Genomic DNA, 19462 nt, shown 5'->3' with positions numbered 1-19462 from the left:
CATTAATATCGTACTATTAATCAATATTAACACTGCCCATATAAATATCTAACTCAGATACTGATAGGGCCATTAATATTTAGGCCAGTTCCGCTTTTGCTTTTTCGACCAAAGCAGTGAAAGTAGCAGCATCATGCATAGCGATGTCAGCAAGTACGCGACGATCGATTGCGATGTTAGCTTTTTTCATGCCATTGATAAAGCGGCTATAGCTCAAACCGTTTAAGCGTGCACCAGCATTGATACGAGCAATCCAAAGGCGACGGAAAGTACGCTTTTTGTTGCGACGGTCACGATAGGCATATTGACCGGCTTTAGTTACTGCCTGTACTGCTACACGATAAACACGTGAACGAGCACCATAGTAACCTTTTGCACGTTTTAAGATTTTTTTGTGACGGCGATTCGCCTGTACACCACGTTTTACACGGGCCATAATTTACTCCAAGAATTTTTAGCGGTATTAGTCAAATTAAACAACAATGCTTGCTATCAAAATAGCCATTGTTGTCAGATTGCAAAGTCAATTAGATGTATGGGCACATACGACGAACAGCTGCTTCGTCAGACTTGTCCACCATCTTAAGACCACGCAACTGGCGAATACGCTTAGCTGATTTCTTGGTCAAAATATGGCTCTTAAATGCTTGCTTGCGCTTAAAACCGTTCGCTGTTTTCTTGAAGCGTTTGGCGGCGCCACGTTTGGTTTTCATCTTCACTTTCATGATGATTTGCCTCTTTGTCTTAGTTAGAACCTGGTCGTCAAATAGCTATAATGATAAACGTCAACTATTTGCCTCGAGGTGGGAGGCGCTATTTTAGCAGAAGTATTGCTATTTTGCCACTGCTAGTTTACTGATTATTAGCTAAGTCTAGGCTATTTATTCACTATAAAGAATATTCATTAGTGTTTTTTAATAAATCAAACATTAGCTCACTAAATCCAAGTCTATTTATTATTGTACAATCTCAGGAATCAATAAATTACTCACGAAAAAGCTGCTAATTCTGCCGTTCATCATCAAAACTATTGCAACCATGCCTTTGCTATGGTTAAGTAAACTCTTATATCCTATATATTCTTTATAAAGAATATATAGTAGTAATACCTACTAGTTATAAACTTTGCGGTAGTAAAAACCTTTAATTAGTTCATTGGGAGTATTTATTTTTATTGTAATTATTGATCGTTTATGGTTGATAAGATTTATAGCTGACCGTGATTATAGCGATATCTTTGTTTATTGGGCTATGAGAATGACTATACAGTTAGCATATGGGAGAGAACGATGATAGATGAAGTTTTAGATATTGATGAACAGATATTCGTTTTTGAGACAGTCATGCGGGTGCGGAATACGGAGATCGATATTGGTCAACATCTGACTTTAGAGTCGCTGACTGCTCTGATATCTGAAACTCGAGTACGGTTTTTATACTCTAAGGGTATTAAAGAGATTGATGCCGATTATCAGGGTTTGATTGTTGATGACCTGCAATTGAATATTATAAGCTTAGTACGAGCACGCGAGGAGCTATTATTTGAAATGGGCGTATCGCTATTAGATTGTGATGGTGGCAATATAACGACTAAAGTGACACGAATGTATGATGGTTCCACCATAGCAATAGCACAACAGCACTTTGTAAATTATGACTATCGTTTTAACAAAGTGACCACCATTAATAACAGTATCAAACAAGCTCTAAATCAGCAATTATTTGATATTTAATATCGCTTTCAGTGTGTATTCACAGTATCATCAATATGGAAATAGCACCCTATTTGTTTTTTAGTTAATTTCTATAAGATGACCACTATGACTGTCCCTACCCAGCCCTTACCTGCTTGGCTTACTGCCGTAAAATTCAATGACGACGGTTTGCTTCCTGCTATTGCCCAAGATCAACAATCAGGCCGTATTCTTATGATGGCTTGGATGAACGCTGAAGCCTTACAGTTGACGGTACAGACTCAGACCGCAGTATATTTTTCTCGTTCGCGTGCCAAACTTTGGCATAAAGGCGAGACCTCCGGTCATACTCAACAAGTTCACGATATCCGCCTAGATTGTGATGCTGATGTTATTGTGCTCAGCGTCACTCAAGTTGGCGGTATCGCTTGCCATACTGGTCGAGAGTCCTGCTTTTATCAGCGTTTAGATACTTCTGGAGCAAGCCCCAAATGGCAGGCAGTCGATGACATTTTAAAAGACCCTGCTGCCATATATGGCGCTGAACAAAAAAATCTTGCTGACCACAGTATTGAGACAGAAGACACTAATAAAGCCCTAAGCTCTACCTCAACAGTAAATAGCGCAAATCCTGCTGACGCTAATCAGCCTAGCCATACTACTAGTGAGTCAATCCTGCAGCAGCTTGATAAAGTGCTCAACGAGCGTAAAAAGGCCGATGCTGATAGCTCTTATGTCGCCAGCTTATATGCACACGGGCTAAATAAGATTCTCGAAAAGGTAGGTGAAGAAGCCATCGAAAGCATCATCGCTGCCAAAGATTTGGCCAACAGCAATGCGCTGACTGATAAAAACCAATATGATGCCGCACGGCATGAGCTTATCTACGAAGTAGCTGACGTTTGGTTCCATACTTTAGTAGCTTTGGCTTGGTTCAATATCAAGTCAGACGTAGTGTTAAGTGAGCTAGGACGACGCTTTGGTCTTTCAGGTATTGATGAAAAAGCCTCTCGTCAATCTTGAGCTAGTGTTTCAGCTAGCTATTGACAGCTCTAACAAATTGACTAGGCTAAATAAAGTTGTTTTTACCTTTTCCATGGCAATAGCGTTATAATATAGCGCTATTGCCTAAAGTATTGTCTGCTGACAATATTTTATTTTTAGTTAACGGCTATTGCGTTTAATTGTGAAATTTAAACCGTGCTGATAGATGGCTTTGGACAATAAAGATACTGATCTAGTCAAGAGATAAGGACAACGTTATGGGCAGTTTTTCCATTACACATTGGTTAATTCTATTAGTAGTAGTCGTAGTAATATTCGGTACTTCTAAGCTTAAAAATGCTGGCAAAGATTTAGGCGGTGCGGTAAAAGGTTTTAAAGAAGCAGTGAAAGATGAAGAGGCTGAAAAACATCGAGTGCTTGATCATGATGCTAGTTTGCATGCTGCAAATAACGATTTAAATAGACCGCTAGGCACTAAGGTTGATGATATCGAAATTAGCTCTGCTCCTGTCGATGATCAGCGCAAGGTATAACATAAGCAGTTTGCCACTGTCATTTTTAAACTGTTTTAGATAGTGATGTTTAACCATTATGTTTGATATCGGCTTTTCTGAATTATTCTTGTTTGGCGTAATCGCCTTAATTGTCTTGGGTCCTGAGAAGTTACCACAAGCTGCCCGTACTGCTGGGAAATGGTATGCCAAACTGCGTCGTACCATCTCTACTATCCAATCTGAAATAGAAGCCGAACTTGACCTAGCAGAGACTAGACAACAGATGCAAGATGAGCTGGCTAACATCCGCAAGACCAAAGCCGATATGGACCGCGAAATGGCAGAGATGCGCGGTAGCATAAAAGCGTTTGAAAACTCACAGAATCATAGTCTCAAGTCGCAGCAAAGCCCAATGCTCTCTTCTGCAACTGATAGCACTCAGCAGCCCTCTGGACAAAACTTGCCGGCAGAGTTTGCCTATGCTTACGAGAGCAGTGCAACTGATGCAATGGGGGATAAGTCAGCAGCAGCAATTGAAAATGAGCCACTCACTAGTGATGCAACTGTAGCGAAGACTACCAAGCCACTGATAATTACTCGGCCGTGGGAAAACATGTGGTTTCGCTTAGGCGATTATGACCGAGTAAGGCGTTTGCCAGCAGCGCCTTATCTACCCAACTATCAGGCTGATATGTTGTTATATACCGCTCCAGCAATTTCTACTACCTTAAATAGCGTAGATAGCGTAAATAGCTCGGTTCGCTTGGATAAACCAGATAGCTTGGATAACTTGAAGCAAGCAGATAGCTCAATGAATAACAGCGCTTTAGATAAACAGCAGGCGAATTAATGAGTTTATTTAAACGCAAAAAGACTCGCCAACAAAAAATAGCAGCGGCAGAAGAGGCCACTATTGCTACTGAAAGCATTGAAAACAAAAATAGCTACGCTAGTGAGCCTGATGAGTTGTTAGATAGCTTAGGCGACATGCCTATTACCCAACATCTCATTGAGTTACGTGGTCATCTGATCAAGATATGCGTGGCAGTGTTAGTAATATTTTTGGCTTTAGTAGGGTTTTCACGCGAGCTGTATGACTTTTTGTCAGACCCGTTAGTTGCTCAGCTGCCTGCTAATTCGACGATGATTGCTACTGATATTACCTCTAACTTTATGGCACCGATTCGATTGACGATCTTTGTCGCTGCTTTTTTTGCTATGCCTTTTATCTTGTATCAAATATGGTCATTTGTAGCGCCTGGTTTATATAAGAAAGAAAAGAAGGTCGCGGTTCCAGTATTGTTATCTTCTATAGTGCTGTTCTACGCTGGGGTCGCCTTTGCCTACTTTATCGTGCTCAAGGGAGTACTGAAATTCTTTATTATGTTTGCCCCACAAAACGTGCTACCAATGACTGATATCGACAGCTATCTCAGCTTTGCGCTAAAGTTATTTATGGTATTTGGCCTGACTTTTGAGATTCCAGTAGTGACCTTTTTATTGATATTAGTCGGTATAGTCTCCATTCAGAGCTTAGAGGATAAACGTCGTTATATCATTGTTGGTTGTTTTGGTGTAGCAGCAGTAGTCACGCCGCCTGACGGCATATCGATGTTGATGCTAGCTATTCCTATGTGGTTATTGTTCGAGCTGGGCTTATTACTGGCTAAGATTCTAATTAAAAAAGATAGCCAAAAACAGCTCAATGCAGATTTAAAATAAGGATTATGCTAAGCACTTAGTACAGTTATTCTGACTGAGGATAAGTAAAAAACTATTAACTTAAGCGGTGATTATTACCTTACTTATCCAATGCCAGTATCCTTTATACTGTTAACATCAATTGCGTTATAAATTTCAATATTTCAATATTTTTCAAATACTTATGGCGCTCATTATTTTATCACGCTTAGAGTTTTGATATTCATTAACGTTTACGTGCCATCGTTTATACCTTGGCTTTTTTTAGCACTACTGCTTTTGTTGATTGTAGTTTTATTCATTTTTATAGTTCGATCTTTATCCTATTATCAGGTAGCTTGTTTATGTCCGCATCTATGCCCGCTTATATGAGTAGTCCTACCGATGAGCAGCTAAATGCGCTCAATATGGCGATGGACCATAAGTCATTCAAAGTGGTGGCGTATGCCGGAGCAGGTAAAACCACTACCCTAAAACTGATTGGTGAGCGCTTACGTGGCCGCGGCTTATATTTGGCCTTTAACAAAGCTATCGCTAATGATGCGCGCTCTAAGTTTCCAGGTCATGTAGATTGTCGCACTTTTCATTCGCTGGCTTACCGTCACGTGCCACGAGATATTACCGCTAAGTTATCACTACCGAGATTTTCGCCCAAACGCTTAGGGGATGATCTAGGCTTGCAACCAGTACAAGTGCGCCGGCAGATGGATGGGGTCAATAAATATATTACTTTAACACCAGCACGCTTGGCACGTTTTGTCAGTGATGCGGTAAGTGGTTTTTGTAGTACTCATGCCAGCTATCCGGCGCCAAGACATATCGAATTTCCTAAATGGCTCGATGATTCTGATGCCGAGCAACTGCGTGAGATGCTGTATCCTGCTGTTGAACAGCGTTGGTTGCAGTCCATAGACCCTCGCCATCCGGCGGGTATCGGTCATGATATTTATCTGAAATTATGGGCGCTATCTAAACCTAGCATTCCTGCTGACTTCATTTTGTTCGATGAAGCGCAAGATGCTGATCCACTAATGATGGGCATATTAACCCAGCAGTCGAAGCAAGTTATCTATGTCGGTGATGCGCATCAGCAGATTTATGAGTGGCGTGGTGCTGTTAATGCGATGAAAAAACTACCGCTACCGCAAACTTTATTGACTCAGTCTTTCCGTTTCGGCGATCCTATCGCTGAGATTGCTAATACTTTGCTAAAAGCATTGCAAGAAGACGTGCCCTTAATTGGCAACCCTAATAAAAACTCCTCTACTGAAAAAGGGCTAGTACATAGTAAAAAAGATGCGATCCTTTGTCGTACGAATGCCGCAGCTATGTCACAGTTATTAACAGGATTAAAACTAGGTCATCGAGTAGCATTACAAGCGGATACTGAGCGCATGCTTAAGTTCTGCCAAGCTGCTGAAAATTTGAAGAATGGTAAGTCGGCTTATGGGGTTCCTGAGTTAGCATACTTTTATAATTGGTCAGATGTGCAGGAATACTCTGAAACCAATGAAGGCAGTGACCTAAAGACTTTGGTCAAGCTAGTCGATGATCACGGCACCAAAGTGTTGACGCAAGCCGTGAATAGTCTTACCCGTATCGAAAATGCTGATTATGTGATTTCAACCGCGCATAAAGCAAAAGGCTTAGAGTGGGGCCGTGTCCAGCTCGATGATGACTTTTATTATGATGTCACTACTAATGGTATTAAGATTAGCCCTGAGGAGTTACGCTTACTTTATGTGGCTTGTACCCGCGCACAAAGCAACTTAGATATCCATAATATTCAACCGTTAATATCAGGTTTGCAGACAGGTAAAAAGGTGATTTATGGGTCTTAAGTTATATCCTGTTATATTTTAAAACCTTTTAAACGTAGTTTAATATTTTATAGGCTGACGCTTTTAGCCCAGCTGCAAGAGCTTATAGTATATAAATGATGAGTGAAAAACCTAGCCTACGCTAGCTATGTGACTTAATTCCGCTACAATTTAATACTCCTAGTACGATAATATTTAATCCGATAGCAACTATCTTTTAAAATATCGACTCAAACCAACATAAAAAAATACCGATAAGCTATCATGTATTTTTTAGACTATACCCTATGAGCTCAATGTCTTTTCAAAACAAATTCTTTGCCAGTCCTGTCCGCCTCCTAGCTCCAATGGACGGCTTGACTGACCCTCTAATGCGCCAAATTTTAACTCAAATTGCCGTGGATTTAGGCCGGCCTTATGATTGGTCAGTCAGTGAGTTTATACGAGTCACCCAGCACGTCTTGCCAGCGCATGTCTTTTATAAATATGTGCCAGAACTGCACCATGATGCTAAGACCACATCGGGTACCCCTATTCATATCCAGCTACTCGGCAGCGAAGCCCAGCTAATGGCAGAAAATGCCGCTTACGCTTGTGAGCTTGGCGCACCAGCTATCGATATTAATTTCGGCTGCCCTGCTAAGACGGTCAATAGCCATCGTGGTGGCTCAGTACTGTTAGATGAGCCTGAAGTGCTGTATCAGATTATTAGCGCTGTACGTCAGGCCGTTCCTGCCAATATACCCGTTTCTGCCAAGATACGATTGGGCTATACCGATACTAGTAGAATGGATGATATCCAGGCAGCTATCGCTGCTAGTGGTGCCAATTGGCTGACTATTCATGCCCGAACTAAAACCCAAGGCTATAAGCCACCCGCTTATTGGGATAAGATTCAGGCCTTTAACTCGTTGGACATTCCGGTGATTGCTAACGGTGAGATTTGGAATGCGGAGCAAGCGCAGGCTTGTATGCAACAGTCCGGAACTAAGCACTTGATGTTAGGTCGCGGCGCTGTTACTCGTCCAGATTTGATTGCAGAAGTACGGAAGCTCGACTTAGAACTACCACAAACTGACTCGATTAGTACCCCTGAACTATCATGGCAAACCTTGATCACTCATCAAATCAAATTTTTGCAAGGTACAGCCAAAAGCGATGTAGTATTAGTCGGTCGCTATAAGCAATGGTTAGGTATGCTGACTAAAGGCTATAGCGAAGCGCAGCCTTTATGGAATGCTCTAAAACGTGAAAAAAATAAAGCAGCTATTATCACAGCGCTAGAAGCTACTTCGCTATAATAATAACTGCTGATAACAATAATAACTGCTAAAACTGCTAATAATAGATGCCATAGCTATACAACTTAGACTGTCTTAAGCTAGCCTATGGCAAACTTACTTATAAAAGCTGATTTTGAGTAGATATCTTGAACTAAGTTTATGCTGTTTAGCCTTACTATTAAGCACTAATTCTAATCGCTAAGTAAAATAGCATGACACAACATGCCATCGATAACAGCCAAAGTATCGAGCGAAACATTGGCAAATTAGTGATATAAGCTACGCAATAACCAATGCGGATAAGCACGTAAAGCCAAGCTAAAATGTTGATGATTGATTGAGGCACGAAGAATAGCATAGCTGCTAATACTGCCACTAAAAATACCGGCAGGGTCTCATAACTGTTCTTTTGGGCCGCATTAGCACGTGCTGCCGCGCCTATAGTCTGTTGTAAAAAATCACGTGGATGGGCATTATCAGCTAAATTAAAGCCGCCGAACACTTTAGCCATCATCGCCAAACTTACTGGTAGCAAACTCGCTACTATCATCGCCCATAATGCCGATGCTGCAGTATCAGAAATTAACCCAAAAAGTAAATTCATCAGTGTTTCTACCCCTAACCTGCAATAACTTCAAAACCATGAGTGATTTCAACACCGCCTTGTACCAACATACGACTAGCAGAACAGTATTTTTCGGCAGAAAGTTTAATGGCTCTTTCTACTTGTTTGTCCGCTATATCTGTACCTGTTACTACAAAGTGCATATGAATAGCAGTATAAACGGCTGGAACCGTTTCGGCACGTTGAGCGCTTAGCTCACAGCGTACATCTTTAACCTCTTGACGGCTCTTTTGCAAAATGGAGACTACATCATAACTAGCACAGCCTCCAAGGCCGAGCAAAATCAGCTCCATTGGGCTTGCGCCTTTTTCTTTATCGGCATCTATCTGCACTTCGTGTCCAGAAGGCGCTACACCCATAAATGCTTTGTCTTGTTGCCAAGTGACGCTTGCTTTTAACTCTGCCATTACCCAATATCCTTGTTATAGAATGCTAATTACACCAATCAAAGCTTGATGCTGAATTTATTATCGATTATTAAAACTTAACTATTAAAAATCAGTTATTAAAAATTAATAGTTAAAATTAGATAACATCAGTTTAGCACAGGATAATGCTGCTTTTTATAGAGTAATTGTCATCTAGTGCCTATCCATTACTTACTAGTAGTTAAGCCTTTTAACTTCAGCTACCTCTCATTAATAAGTAGCTAATCGGTTTGCATCAGTAATGCAAAATACTATTCCTTAGCTGAAATTTGTTATCCATTTAAACACCGATAAACTCTGGTTTTCAGTCATAGAAATAGTATGTAATATCCCCTATAGGGTAGACAATGCAGCATGTTAATTTCATGAAACATTTTATAGCAAAATATTATTACACATTTAGGCTATTTCTTGGTTTAATGACAGTAATGAAACTCATTTTTGTTAGATATCGATGGTAACCAACGAATAATAATTATGGCCACTATCACTATATCGCATTGAAATGAGCTGTTTTTAGACAAATTAAAAGGGTTAGTCATGATAGATGCAGACGGCTTTCGCGCCAATGTCGGTATCATCTTGGCAAATACACAAGGGCAAGTACTATGGGCAAAACGTATTGGTCATAACGCTTGGCAGTTTCCACAAGGTGGTATTGACCATGGGGAAACGCCAATGGATGCGATGTATCGCGAACTCTGGGAAGAGGTCGGTTTACATCCGCGGCACGTAGACTTATTAGCGGTTACGCAAGATTGGTTGCGTTATCGTTTACCCAAGCGCTATGTGCGCCATGGACAATATCCTTTGTGTATCGGGCAAAAACAGAAATGGTTTTTGCTACGCTTAGATGAGCCAAATACTCAACACATCCGCTTTGATGAAGGAAAACCTGAATTTGACCATTGGCAATGGGTCAGCTACTGGTATCCACTCGGACAAGTGATTCACTTTAAACGCGGAGTATATCGTCGGGCTTTACAGGAGCTAGTACGTGAGCTGCCTCTAAAGCAAGAGTTGATTATTCCAGACCAGAACAATCATCTGTTAATGGAATAAACAGATAATACCGCTGGTCATAAACCAATAAATGCCTGTATCAAATTCTAAATCAGTTAGAAATTGATACAGGCATTTTTATGCTTGTTAGATAAATATATTTACTTTAGTGACTACTTATTATTTATTAATACTTATTAACTACCACTACTTGCTAGCCTGCAGTATTCATTGCCATCCACAATACTAACTCTTCACTTGCGCTAACTCACGACTGATAAGCTGAACCTTAAAATCTGCACTTCGATTGGCTAATTCTATTGGCTTAACAGCATCGACTTTATTATACAAAGTTAAGATGCTTTGCGTACGAGTCCCATATAGCGGCATCAGAGCGTCTAAATCAGTCAAAGTTGCCGGCTCAATATAAATAGAAGACAGCGCTTGTTCTATAGTAGGAGCAATACCTGTATCTGGTAGTTCATGTGCTGAGGCTGGCACGGAATCAGACAATATCTCAAAGGCCGCGGCTTGCCAGTAGTCAGCCGCACTATCCTCAGCTATTAACGGCAGCACTTCTTGGCGTAACCTAGCGCGTAGCCGTTCTGTCTTAAACCAACGCTCTTCTGGCTGGCCATTAGATAACACATGCAGTCCTGCATGCAAAGCTGTAGGCGCATGACCACGATTATTGACGATGATCGCTTGCTTAGCATCACCAATCAGCAAATTAAAGCCTGCATAGTCCTGTAAGTTAATCTGCCGCGCAAAGGCCATCGGGGCTAAAGCACTTGTCAAAAATTCAGTAACTAACTCACCACGTGAACGCTCATTGGCGGTTGCTTGCACTCCATCACGGAAGTTCAATACGGCGGCCCAACGACCATTGTGCTGGTAAAGAGTTAACCCATCATCATCAGTGCTTTTGTGCTGCTGCTGATGAATACCTAACCAAGTACCGCCACTTTGACGATCACGACCAGCATAGATTGGCTGATCTAGCCACTGATGTAGCGGCTCAGTTGGGCGCTGCAAAAACTCATCACGGTTAGATAATAACACTAATGGCAGCTCATCAAATAACTGCCAAGCAATAGCGACTATGCACATGATTATCCTTATTTCTGTGGCGACAGTGGCTGATTTTCATAACTGCCATTTTTAACGAGTAGCAGTTTTAATAAGTAGCATTGTTAATGACTAGCATTAGTAGCAATCACTAGCTTTAATAGTCACCAGACAATACTTTATTAGCAGGATAACTGAGCTGATAAGTGGACTGAATCACTTGTGATTGTTTGCTGGGTAGCTCAAAATCCCAAGCGATTATGCCTTTATTATCATTCCAGTCACGCTCGGTAATCGGAGGCGTATGAGTCACGGCGACTTTCAGACTGTCATCACGGCTGATAGGCTCGCTACCTAGTACTTGCAAACGCATAGACCGAGTATGCTGATTGGTAAACTGATAAGCTTGCGTCTTAGTAAAGGTTTGGGTGCGATTAAACGCCCCTTTATCGCCTTGCTTATCCTCGTTAGCTAACTGTTTGACGATAGTATTGGGATCAATACCGAAGCCAATACCTTGCTCTTTTAGCAGCTGGTAGCTATAGCGTGACTGACCAACGTAATTGTCATCACGGTATAACTGCAACGATCCATCAACCCAAGCTGGGATCAAAAAAGGCGCTGAAGCATACCAGTACCCTACCATCTCTTGACTTGGGGTACTACGAATCCACAGCTTACTGCTGCCTGATTGCTCATCAATCAAGGTGCGCACCCGTCTACCATCGCTTGGAATACTAATGCGCTGCGGCAACTTATACTCGATGATACCGTTTTTATTTTCACTGCTCACCGTAAAGTTAGGCAGTGCTGCCCCTGCGACTTTTGCAGAACGCTCATAACTCGCATCTGCCATTACGATAGAAGCTTCCATCATCGGTGGGACAGTTACGACACCGTCTTTATTTTCTTCATATAAAGATAGTCGTGGTACATTGGGCAGTTGGCCAGTAGTGTTTTGATTAGGATTGACAGAGCTCAAAGTCAAAGGCACGTTTATCCAGTTCTCTCCCGTTTGCTGGGCAATAATAGCAGAGGCGATAATGCTGAGCTGCTTACTCTGTGTGTTAAGCCGCGCCTGATAGGTTGGCTCCCAACCTGCACCGCGCACTTGGTAATGTAGCTTGACTGAGCTGGGGCTGCGACTAGCCGTACGTACGCTGACTTGGGTCACATTATCACGAGTAGAGGCAATACTGCCCGCCATCAGCTGAGTTAGCTCATCTTGCGCACGCACTTGGCGCTGCTGAATATCTAAGATTCTTTTATTAATAGCTGCAGCTTGTGCTTCTATATCGCGAGTATTATTAGTCAGCGTACCTTCTATAGTTATTTGCGTAACTTTAGTCAGATTTTGCAAGTAAGCTTTGGCTAACTGTGCGGCCTCTAGTTCAGCTTTAATCGTCGCTAAGCTCTGCTGTCCAACTTGTACTTTTGCATCGCCTTGATACTGACACTGCGCCGCCTGCTCACCACTTAATTCTTCGATACTGACTTCACCGATGTTGACATTGCCTAAGGCCTGAACACTCAAACTTTCTTTATCAATATAAGGCGATAAACAAGAAAAAACTAAAGTCTGTTCACCATTACCAGTGATAGGTAGGGCCCGAGTTACGCTAGCCAAACCTTGATAAATAGTGACTTGCTCTACGCTACTCGCAGCCGCTTGTACACTAGGGCTAATCATAGTTAATGCAGCGGTAGTAACTAGTGATAAGGGCAGCCATTTATTACTAGACATTCCCAGGCTAGCGTTGGCTATTAGCTGTGGATTTGCAGTGACAGATACTAGTGAAGTCATTGACTTTGATGAGTGCGCTTGCATAATAATCCCTTAGTAGTCAGTACGCTTTTTTCTATACTATCGCTTTTCTAAACCCTTTGCCATCCATTGCATGCTAATGATGTCCGTGAGCGTAAAATTTGTTATGATAGTCAGCATTTTATTATCCATATTATGATGCCCTTATGATGATTCACCCACAGTATGATCCTGTAGCTCTATCCATGGGCCCAGTAGCCGTACATTGGTATGGCCTGATGTATTTATTGGCTTTTGCCGCCGCTTATGGTCTCGCCTGGTATCGCAGTACTAAACGTGATAACTGGTCGAACGATATGGTATCTGACTTAGTGTTTTTTGGCGCACTAGGGGTAATATTGGGTGGCCGTGTTGGTTACGTATTGTTTTATCAGTTTGGCGAATTATTACAGAACCCAGCTTACTTATTTAAGGTTTGGGAAGGTGGCATGTCCTTTCACGGCGGCTTAATTGGCGTTGGCCTTGGCATGCTATATTTTGCCCGTAAATATAAAAAGACGCCTTTTCAAGTACTGGACTTTATCATTCCTTGTGTGCCCACAGGACTGTTGTTTGGACGCATCGGCAACTATATAAATGGTGAGCTGTGGGGACGAGTATCTGATGGGGGCTATAACTGGCTTACTTTTTTCCCACAAGCCGCTCAAGCTGATATTACTTTACTGCAAACCAGTCCTACGCTACAAGCTTTAGTTACTGAAGTAAATGGACAATCCCTATTGCCGCGCCATCCTTCACAGCTCTATGAAGCGCTTACTGAAGGCTTGCTGCTGTTCTTATTCTTATGGTGGTATTCATCGAAGCCACGCCCACGTATGGCGGTTACTGGCGTATTTATGCTAGGTTATGGCTTGAGCCGCTTCGTCATTGAATTCTTCCGTCAACCAGATATGGATCAAGGTTTTATCTTATTAGGTTGGATGACTAAAGGGCAAATACTCAGCGCTCCAATGATCCTTATTGGTATCTTCTTGATAGCTTATGCCTACAAGCGTGGTATTTATGATTGGGGCAAACAGACGGCTTATTAAGGGCTTTGCGCAAGCAAGCATCAAGTAGCTTCTATAAAAGTTAGTAAGGGATTAAGAGCAGAAAATCTAGCAAAGACTATTTTTCCTGCTCAGCTTATAAGTCATCTTTTCACTGTTTTCAATTCATCTTTGGCCTACAGCTATCTGCTTATACAGAAAATGGATACGCAATAGGCTCATGGTATTGGTAGTCGGTAACTTTGAAATCATCCAATGTGACCCAAGTTTCGATATCTTCAAGAGATTTAATCTCAGGGTTGATATGCAGCTTAGCTGCGGGGTAAGGTTGGCGTTTTAATTGCACATCGCGCATTAACTCTAACTGATCTGCATAAATATGTGCATTTACTATCTTATGATAAGCACTTCCTGCTTCATGGCCGGTAATTTGAGCCATTAAAGCTAATAAGGTAAAAACTTGGATTTGATTAAAGTTTTGACCTAATGGCACATCACATGAACGTTGCGATGACGTTAAATACAGCTTTCCTCCTAACAATGAAAACGTGTGAGTATGCATACAAGGACGCAAACACCCCATCTCAAACTCGCCTGGATTATAGAAAGTTAGAATTTCACCTCGATCATCAATACCATTGCGCAGATTGTCGTAAATCTTACGAAGCTGATCGAACTCCTCCCCTACTGAGTTACACCAACGGCGTCCCTGTACACCATAGACTCGTCCCATATCATCCTCACCTTTGCGATAAGGATTGGCTAACCAAGCTTCATTATCATTAGCATTGGCATTCCAAGTATTACAGCCAATCGCCCGAAACTGAGCGGCATTATCATATCCACGTATATACCCCAAAAGCTCTGCGATAGCTGCTTTCCAATAACTTTTGCGAGTAGTTACTAAAGGGAACTCATTAGCTCCTACGTTATATTGCAAATCAGCATTAATAACGGTTAAACAACGCTTTCCAGTTCGTTCATTTTCAACCCATACACCTTCATCGATTATGCGTTGACACAAATCTAGATATTGTTTCATTCAATCACCTTAGTTAGACTAAACTTCTTTCTCATCAGGCTGTGTTTCTATTGCCATGCGGTCACAACACATTTTACCTGACCAGTTCTTAAGCATTATAAAGTTTGAGACTTGATTGTACAAACCTGTAGGTGAAATCAGCGATCTATCTGCTCAACTAGAATCACATCGCCTGCATAAGCTTCATCAATCAGCTGCATTAACTGGGGTCGCACCAAAGTAGCTCCTGATAAGTTTTCAACATAGCAAGCGGCAATTTTGTAGTCACTATCTTTGGCAAATGCTATGAGTTCGCTTTTAGCATACTTAGCATCGTGTTATTTAGTAGACGCTCTTAGATACGCTCTAATAACTATAAACACCCATAGTAGTCTGTTATAAGTGGTTCTATTGTGGCGGTCTGTTTTAAGTGGTCTATTAATAGGTTTAGAGGGTAAAATAGCTGGTTCCCTTGGGGTATACTCAATACATCTATAATACTAAAATCCAAAATACGCTCCTTTAGAATAAAAGCATTCCAAAGTATGCTTAATCTTATAAATATGGTTGCTTAATCTTATAACCATATTTTGCGCCACCCTTTTCAGGTTCCCCATTATAGTTATGACATGCTTGTAGGTATAAAATAACATCAGGGTATTGTGCGCCTGGGATCCAACTATTATCACCTACGCCAATGGGTAATATATCGTTTTCTCCATTTAGACTACCTGCTATATTAGGTCTTTTCAGTGAGCAGTTGACATACATCGTATAAAATTCATGATCCCATATAGTTTTTTTATCATCCCAGCCTCTGTAACCACCTACAGCTTTAAGCTTCAACTGAGTATAACCAGGTTTCTTTTTAGTAATTTCAAAATTCATTATTCTTGTTACGGCACATGGGTCGTGATAACAAGACATTGAAGTAGCACCCTTTTGTATACCTTTGTGGTTAAAATTGGAGTTAGCAGCATTCGCATCAAAAGCGAGTAAGACTACAGGAACTAATAAGAATTTAATCGGTAGCTTCATTAAACAATACTCCTTAATTATAGTCTATGATCTAACAAACTAAGACTATAGCAGCAACCGCCCAAAACCATGCGATTATTCCTATAAATTAGATTATGTTAAGAAGAAATTCGCTGAATATATTATTGAAGATAGCCTACAGCTAAAACAGAAGCTAAAGCAGTCTTAAGAGACGTGATTTCAATTTACTGATGCGCTGATTGGTAGGGTTTTAGGGTGACTTCTAAGCTGGAATTAAGTATTTTTATGTGTATTAATAAAATATAATATATCTTGCTTATGTCGTTGAGCGTTGATTACTAGTAACACCAATATGAGATGCCTAAATTAGCGAATATGAGACTCCTAACAGTGCCATTTAACCGTGCCAGCTACGCTGTTAACTACCAAAATACTACTATCGATAATTATCAGTCACATGCCGCTATTAAGCCTGAATTAATAATAACAGTATAAACGCCACTTATAACTACTGTTTTCGTTAGTGTCTATGCTAGTATTTATACCATGCTGTTTTTACTAAGCCATTTTTTATTAACGATCAAGGATATTCCATGAGTTATGCCAATACCCAAGTAGCCCAAATCGCTGCTATTAGTAACAATCGCTGTATCGGTAAAGGTAATGATTTACCTTGGCATATCTCAGCCGATTTGCAGCATTTTAAACAGCTAACTACTGCAGAAACCGTCAATGCCATAAAAGGCATCGTTATTATGGGTCGCAAAACTTTTGAATCTATGGGCAGCAAGCCTTTACCTAAGCGGGTTAGCTTTATTATTACTAGCCAGCTAGATTATGCCCAGCAACAAGGCTTAGAGGGCAAAGACAACGCTTACGTAGTACATAACTTAGATGATGCTTTGACCCAAGCAGCAAGTCTAGCGCATGGTGCACATTTAGAGACTATCTGGGTTATCGGTGGTGAAAAAGTATTTAGCGACGCCTTACTCTATACCGATCGCATTGAGCTGACTCACGTTGATACTGAAATTGAGGCTGGTGATGCTTTTTATCCTCAGCTACCTAGTGACTTCACTGTAGCGCAGCAGTCTGAGCAGATGCATGATGACAAAAGCAATTTAGATTTTAAATTTGTGACTTACCAAAGAAAAGCCACTAATCAATAGTGGCTTATTGGCTACCGCTATCAGGTTTTGCATCAGTGTTTTATGTCAATCAAGCCACTGATTTGTAGATTACTCATGCAACACTTTATAGACGGTCTTGGCTAGTATTGGTCCAATACCTTGTACCCCTGCCAGCTCTTGCTGCGAAGCGCCTAGTAACTGCTGTAAACCACCGAAATGATTCAGTAAGTCGCGACGACGCTTCTCTCCTAGCCCAGGGATCACTTCTAATACTGACGATGAGCGACGCTTGTCACGCTTTTTACGATGGGCAGTAATCGCAAATCGATGCGCTTCATCGCGAATATGCATTAGTAAATGCAGCGCTTTGCTATCCATAGGCAAGTCGAGCGGCTCGTGATCTAAGAAATGCAGCACTTCTAATCCTGCTTTACGCCCCTCACCTTTGGCCACGCCAATTAATAGCGTATCACCGAGAATATTGAGTTCTACCAATACCTCTTTGGCCATACTTAACTGACCTTTGCCACCATCGATCAACAGTAAATCTGGCAACGGCTGCTTTTTATAGCGGCGGGTCAGTACTTGTTTCATGGCTGCATAATCATCGCCGCCGACGATATCGTGAATGGCATACTGCCGATAGTCACGACGCCTTGAACCTCCTTGGTCAAACACTACGCAGCTACCAATAGTCGCCTCACCCATAGTGTGCGAAATATCGAAGCATTCGATACGATCGATAACTCGATCACTTACCGAGGCTAGTACATCCTTTAACGCGCCAAAGCGGGCGTGCAGCTCTAAATAATCACCCAGCTTAGTCTTCAAAGCATTATTGGTATTGAGCGTTGCTAAATCTAACCATTCAGCACGGTGCTCACGTACGCTGTTTTTTATTACCACTTTACTACCGAAATGGGTTGCCAAGGCTTCAGCGACAGCACTTTGATCCGGTAACTTGTGGCTTAAAATAATCTCGCCCGGCAAATCATCCGTTACTTGGAAATAAAACGACATTATAAAGGCTGATAGATTATCTTCTAGTGGCAGACTACTATCTACATCAGGGAAGTAGTTCTTACCGCCAAGTACTCGCCCGCCACGTACGGTTAGCACATTCACTGTGGTCATACCCGCTTGGCTGGCAATGGCGATCACATCTGCCTCACCTTCTATAGTATAAACTGCTTGTCGCGCCTGCACTTCGCGTAGCATCGATAGCTGATCTCGATAGAAAACCGCTTTTTCAAAATCCAGCTCTTCAGCCGCACCTTCCATCTTTTCAATCAAAGCACTATGAATATCGCTAGAATCGCCTTTAAGAAAGCGAATAGTATTATTCACATCCTCGATATAATCCTCAGGGGTCACTAAACCCACGCAAGGGGCACGGCAACGCTTGATCTGATACTCTAAACAGGGGCGCTTACGTTGTTTGAAAAAGCTATTAGTACACTGGCGCATCTGAAACATTTTTTGCATCAGTACTAAAGTTTCTTTAGCCGCATATGCCGAAGGAAATGGCCCAAAAAACTTACCCTTTTGATGATTGCCTTTGCCACGGCCATAAGCTAGACGAGGATAAGGCTTATCAGCAGAAATAAACACATAGAGATAAGATTTATCATCACGCAACATAACGTTATAAGGCGGACGATGCTCCTTAATCAGGTTTTGCTCAAGCAATAGCGCTTCAGTCTCGCTCCGAGTAATAATGGTTTCGATATTATGAATACGAGCCACTAGCGCACGAGTTTTTGGATGGTCGATGGTCTTAGCGAAGTAGCTATTAACCCGACTTTTCAGCGATTTAGCCTTGCCCACATAGAGAATGTCACCATTTTTACCCAGCATTTTATAGACCCCTGGCAAGTTTGGCAGGCGTTTAATCAGATGCTTTAGACGAGCTTGCTTATCCTCTTTATCGATGGCTATATTTTTATTATCGATAGGTTTTTTATCGTCAACAATGCTTGATTTTGAATCAGTGACCATAATGAACAGTACTCTCAGAAAATGCTGTAATACATTTATTTATGGGGCAATTATACTGATATTGCAACAATGCATCAGGGTAAAGCCGCAGCAAAACCACATTAAAGCGACATTAGAACTATAAGTACACCTATAACTATAAAGATCTTAACCTTAAATAATAGTAAAGGCACTATGCGACATACCAATACCTTGTGCCCAAGTAAAGAGATGTTTGACTGGTTTTGACTGGGGATCTAGTACCTACAAAACCTAAATGCAGCAGTATTTAATAACTTACAGCCTACTTTTTCTAGTACAAAATCTTGGTTTAGACCTAAAATTATAGCAAAAGTAGCGGCAATAGCGCCGACCGTTACTACTTTACCAGTAGTTGCCGC

General features: G+C 41.4%; 20 protein-coding genes. 10 read left to right on the top strand and 10 right to left on the bottom strand.

Annotation, left to right across the window (positions count from 1 at the left end; genetic code table 11):
• Positions 1-79: 79 nt before the first annotated feature.
• Together rplT and rpmI are read right to left on the bottom strand one after the other, a co-directional pair.
• Complete coding sequence (gene rplT / locus KPY62_RS09565; protein WP_011281252.1) at positions 80-436, bottom strand: 50S ribosomal protein L20; 357 nt, start codon at positions 434-436, stop codon at positions 80-82.
• Positions 437-527: 91 nt separating this feature from the next.
• Positions 528-725, bottom strand: coding sequence for a 50S ribosomal protein L35 (rpmI, locus tag KPY62_RS09560; RefSeq protein ID WP_201622931.1), 198 nt, complete (start codon positions 723-725; stop codon positions 528-530).
• A 564-nt stretch (positions 726-1289) separates the two neighbouring features.
• On the opposite strand from rpmI, the gene KPY62_RS09555 reads away from it, so the two are divergent.
• The 7 genes from KPY62_RS09555 to KPY62_RS09525 all read left to right on the top strand — a co-directional run bounded on the left by KPY62_RS09555 (position 1290) and on the right by KPY62_RS09525 (position 8015).
• Positions 1290-1733 carry a thioesterase family protein gene (locus tag KPY62_RS09555; protein WP_216581788.1) on the top strand — a complete coding sequence of 148 codons (444 nt, stop codon included), beginning with the start codon at positions 1290-1292 and terminating at the stop codon, positions 1731-1733.
• Positions 1734-1820: 87 nt separating this feature from the next.
• The gene (hisIE, locus tag KPY62_RS09550) at positions 1821-2717 is read left to right on the top strand and encodes a bifunctional phosphoribosyl-AMP cyclohydrolase/phosphoribosyl-ATP diphosphatase HisIE (protein WP_216581787.1); all 897 of its coding nucleotides are present in this window, start codon (positions 1821-1823) and stop codon (positions 2715-2717) included.
• Positions 2718-2956: 239 nt separating this feature from the next.
• Positions 2957-3232 (top strand): Sec-independent protein translocase subunit TatA, encoded by a 276-nt coding sequence (gene tatA, locus KPY62_RS09545; protein WP_216581786.1) that lies wholly within the window; start codon positions 2957-2959, stop codon positions 3230-3232.
• Positions 3233-3290: 58 nt separating this feature from the next.
• Entirely contained in the window at positions 3291-4043 is a 753-nt protein-coding gene (tatB, locus tag KPY62_RS09540; RefSeq protein ID WP_216581785.1) for a Sec-independent protein translocase protein TatB, read from the top strand.
• Between the two features lie 137 nt (positions 4044-4180).
• Positions 4181-4915, top strand: a complete 735-nt coding sequence (gene tatC, locus KPY62_RS09535; RefSeq protein WP_416384064.1) for a twin-arginine translocase subunit TatC — start codon at positions 4181-4183, stop codon at positions 4913-4915.
• A 323-nt stretch (positions 4916-5238) separates the two neighbouring features.
• Positions 5239-6735, top strand: coding sequence for a UvrD-helicase domain-containing protein (locus tag KPY62_RS09530; RefSeq protein WP_216581783.1), 1497 nt, complete (start codon positions 5239-5241; stop codon positions 6733-6735).
• Between the two features lie 275 nt (positions 6736-7010).
• A complete protein-coding gene (locus KPY62_RS09525; protein WP_216581782.1) occupies positions 7011-8015 on the top strand; it encodes a tRNA dihydrouridine synthase in 1005 nt (334 codons plus the stop codon).
• Between the two features lie 160 nt (positions 8016-8175).
• Here KPY62_RS09525 and KPY62_RS09520 read toward each other — a convergent pair whose 3' ends face one another.
• Positions 8176-8601 carry an MAPEG family protein gene (locus KPY62_RS09520; protein WP_216581781.1) on the bottom strand — a complete coding sequence of 142 codons (426 nt, stop codon included), beginning with the start codon at positions 8599-8601 and terminating at the stop codon, positions 8176-8178.
• A 14-nt stretch (positions 8602-8615) separates the two neighbouring features.
• Complete coding sequence (locus KPY62_RS09515; protein WP_216581780.1) at positions 8616-9029, bottom strand: OsmC family protein; 414 nt, start codon at positions 9027-9029, stop codon at positions 8616-8618.
• A 561-nt stretch (positions 9030-9590) separates the two neighbouring features.
• Here KPY62_RS09515 and KPY62_RS09510 point away from each other — a divergent pair.
• Positions 9591-10112, top strand: a complete 522-nt coding sequence (locus KPY62_RS09510) for an RNA pyrophosphohydrolase (RefSeq protein WP_201622922.1) — start codon at positions 9591-9593, stop codon at positions 10110-10112.
• Between the two features lie 186 nt (positions 10113-10298).
• On the opposite strand, the gene KPY62_RS09505 is transcribed toward KPY62_RS09510, so the two are convergent.
• Together KPY62_RS09505 and KPY62_RS09500 are read right to left on the bottom strand one after the other, a co-directional pair.
• The gene (locus KPY62_RS09505) at positions 10299-11162 is read right to left on the bottom strand and encodes an NRDE family protein (RefSeq protein ID WP_216581779.1); all 864 of its coding nucleotides are present in this window, start codon (positions 11160-11162) and stop codon (positions 10299-10301) included.
• Positions 11163-11277: 115 nt separating this feature from the next.
• Positions 11278-12948 (bottom strand): DUF4139 domain-containing protein, encoded by a 1671-nt coding sequence (locus KPY62_RS09500; protein WP_228730639.1) that lies wholly within the window; start codon positions 12946-12948, stop codon positions 11278-11280.
• Between the two features lie 143 nt (positions 12949-13091).
• Here KPY62_RS09500 and lgt point away from each other — a divergent pair, with 143 nt between their 5' ends.
• On the top strand, positions 13092-13976 hold the full coding sequence (lgt, locus tag KPY62_RS09495) for a prolipoprotein diacylglyceryl transferase (RefSeq protein ID WP_216581778.1): 885 nt from the start codon (positions 13092-13094) through the stop codon (positions 13974-13976).
• A gap of 148 nt (positions 13977-14124) precedes the next feature.
• Here lgt and KPY62_RS09490 read toward each other — a convergent pair whose 3' ends face one another.
• The 3 genes from KPY62_RS09490 to KPY62_RS09480 all read right to left on the bottom strand — a co-directional run bounded on the left by KPY62_RS09490 (position 14125) and on the right by KPY62_RS09480 (position 15993).
• Positions 14125-14976 carry a thymidylate synthase gene (locus KPY62_RS09490; protein ID WP_216581777.1) on the bottom strand — a complete coding sequence of 284 codons (852 nt, stop codon included), beginning with the start codon at positions 14974-14976 and terminating at the stop codon, positions 14125-14127.
• Between the two features lie 137 nt (positions 14977-15113).
• Entirely contained in the window at positions 15114-15263 is a 150-nt protein-coding gene (locus tag KPY62_RS09485) for a recombinase family protein (protein ID WP_324033941.1), read from the bottom strand.
• Positions 15264-15510: 247 nt separating this feature from the next.
• Positions 15511-15993 carry a hypothetical protein gene (locus KPY62_RS09480; protein WP_216581776.1) on the bottom strand — a complete coding sequence of 161 codons (483 nt, stop codon included), beginning with the start codon at positions 15991-15993 and terminating at the stop codon, positions 15511-15513.
• Positions 15994-16547: 554 nt separating this feature from the next.
• Here KPY62_RS09480 and KPY62_RS09475 point away from each other — a divergent pair.
• Positions 16548-17123 carry a dihydrofolate reductase gene (locus KPY62_RS09475; RefSeq protein WP_216581775.1) on the top strand — a complete coding sequence of 192 codons (576 nt, stop codon included), beginning with the start codon at positions 16548-16550 and terminating at the stop codon, positions 17121-17123.
• A gap of 69 nt (positions 17124-17192) precedes the next feature.
• On the opposite strand, the gene uvrC is transcribed toward KPY62_RS09475, so the two are convergent.
• Entirely contained in the window at positions 17193-19082 is a 1890-nt protein-coding gene (gene uvrC / locus KPY62_RS09470) for an excinuclease ABC subunit UvrC (RefSeq protein ID WP_216581774.1), read from the bottom strand.
• Between the last annotated feature and the right edge of the window lie 380 nt (positions 19083-19462).

Source organism: Psychrobacter sp. TAE2020 (genome assembly GCF_018919485.1).
GTDB lineage: Bacteria > Pseudomonadota > Gammaproteobacteria > Pseudomonadales > Moraxellaceae > Psychrobacter.
This window is presented reverse-complemented; position numbering and strand designations above follow the sequence as displayed.

Excerpts from the sequence above, each read along its gene's own strand:
- rplT (WP_011281252.1), bottom strand. The coding sequence starts at position 436 with ATGGCCCGTGTAAAACGTGGTGTACAGGCGAATCGCCGTCACAAAAAA.
- rpmI (WP_201622931.1), bottom strand. The coding sequence starts at position 725 with ATGAAAGTGAAGATGAAAACCAAACGTGGCGCCGCCAAACGCTTCAAG.
- KPY62_RS09555 (WP_216581788.1), top strand. The coding sequence starts at position 1,290 with ATGATAGATGAAGTTTTAGATATTGATGAACAGATATTCGTTTTTGAG.
- hisIE (WP_216581787.1), top strand. The coding sequence starts at position 1,821 with ATGACTGTCCCTACCCAGCCCTTACCTGCTTGGCTTACTGCCGTAAAA.
- tatA (WP_216581786.1), top strand. The coding sequence starts at position 2,957 with ATGGGCAGTTTTTCCATTACACATTGGTTAATTCTATTAGTAGTAGTC.
- tatB (WP_216581785.1), top strand. The coding sequence starts at position 3,291 with ATGTTTGATATCGGCTTTTCTGAATTATTCTTGTTTGGCGTAATCGCC.
- tatC (WP_416384064.1), top strand. The coding sequence starts at position 4,181 with ATGCCTATTACCCAACATCTCATTGAGTTACGTGGTCATCTGATCAAG.
- KPY62_RS09530 (WP_216581783.1), top strand. The coding sequence starts at position 5,239 with ATGTCCGCATCTATGCCCGCTTATATGAGTAGTCCTACCGATGAGCAG.
- KPY62_RS09525 (WP_216581782.1), top strand. The coding sequence starts at position 7,011 with ATGTCTTTTCAAAACAAATTCTTTGCCAGTCCTGTCCGCCTCCTAGCT.
- KPY62_RS09520 (WP_216581781.1), bottom strand. The coding sequence starts at position 8,601 with ATGAATTTACTTTTTGGGTTAATTTCTGATACTGCAGCATCGGCATTA.
- KPY62_RS09515 (WP_216581780.1), bottom strand. The coding sequence starts at position 9,029 with ATGGCAGAGTTAAAAGCAAGCGTCACTTGGCAACAAGACAAAGCATTT.
- KPY62_RS09510 (WP_201622922.1), top strand. The coding sequence starts at position 9,591 with ATGATAGATGCAGACGGCTTTCGCGCCAATGTCGGTATCATCTTGGCA.
- KPY62_RS09505 (WP_216581779.1), bottom strand. The coding sequence starts at position 11,162 with ATGTGCATAGTCGCTATTGCTTGGCAGTTATTTGATGAGCTGCCATTA.
- KPY62_RS09500 (WP_228730639.1), bottom strand. The coding sequence starts at position 12,948 with ATGCAAGCGCACTCATCAAAGTCAATGACTTCACTAGTATCTGTCACT.
- lgt (WP_216581778.1), top strand. The coding sequence starts at position 13,092 with ATGATGATTCACCCACAGTATGATCCTGTAGCTCTATCCATGGGCCCA.
- KPY62_RS09490 (WP_216581777.1), bottom strand. The coding sequence starts at position 14,976 with ATGAAACAATATCTAGATTTGTGTCAACGCATAATCGATGAAGGTGTA.
- KPY62_RS09480 (WP_216581776.1), bottom strand. The coding sequence starts at position 15,993 with ATGAAGCTACCGATTAAATTCTTATTAGTTCCTGTAGTCTTACTCGCT.
- KPY62_RS09475 (WP_216581775.1), top strand. The coding sequence starts at position 16,548 with ATGAGTTATGCCAATACCCAAGTAGCCCAAATCGCTGCTATTAGTAAC.
- uvrC (WP_216581774.1), bottom strand. The coding sequence starts at position 19,082 with ATGGTCACTGATTCAAAATCAAGCATTGTTGACGATAAAAAACCTATC.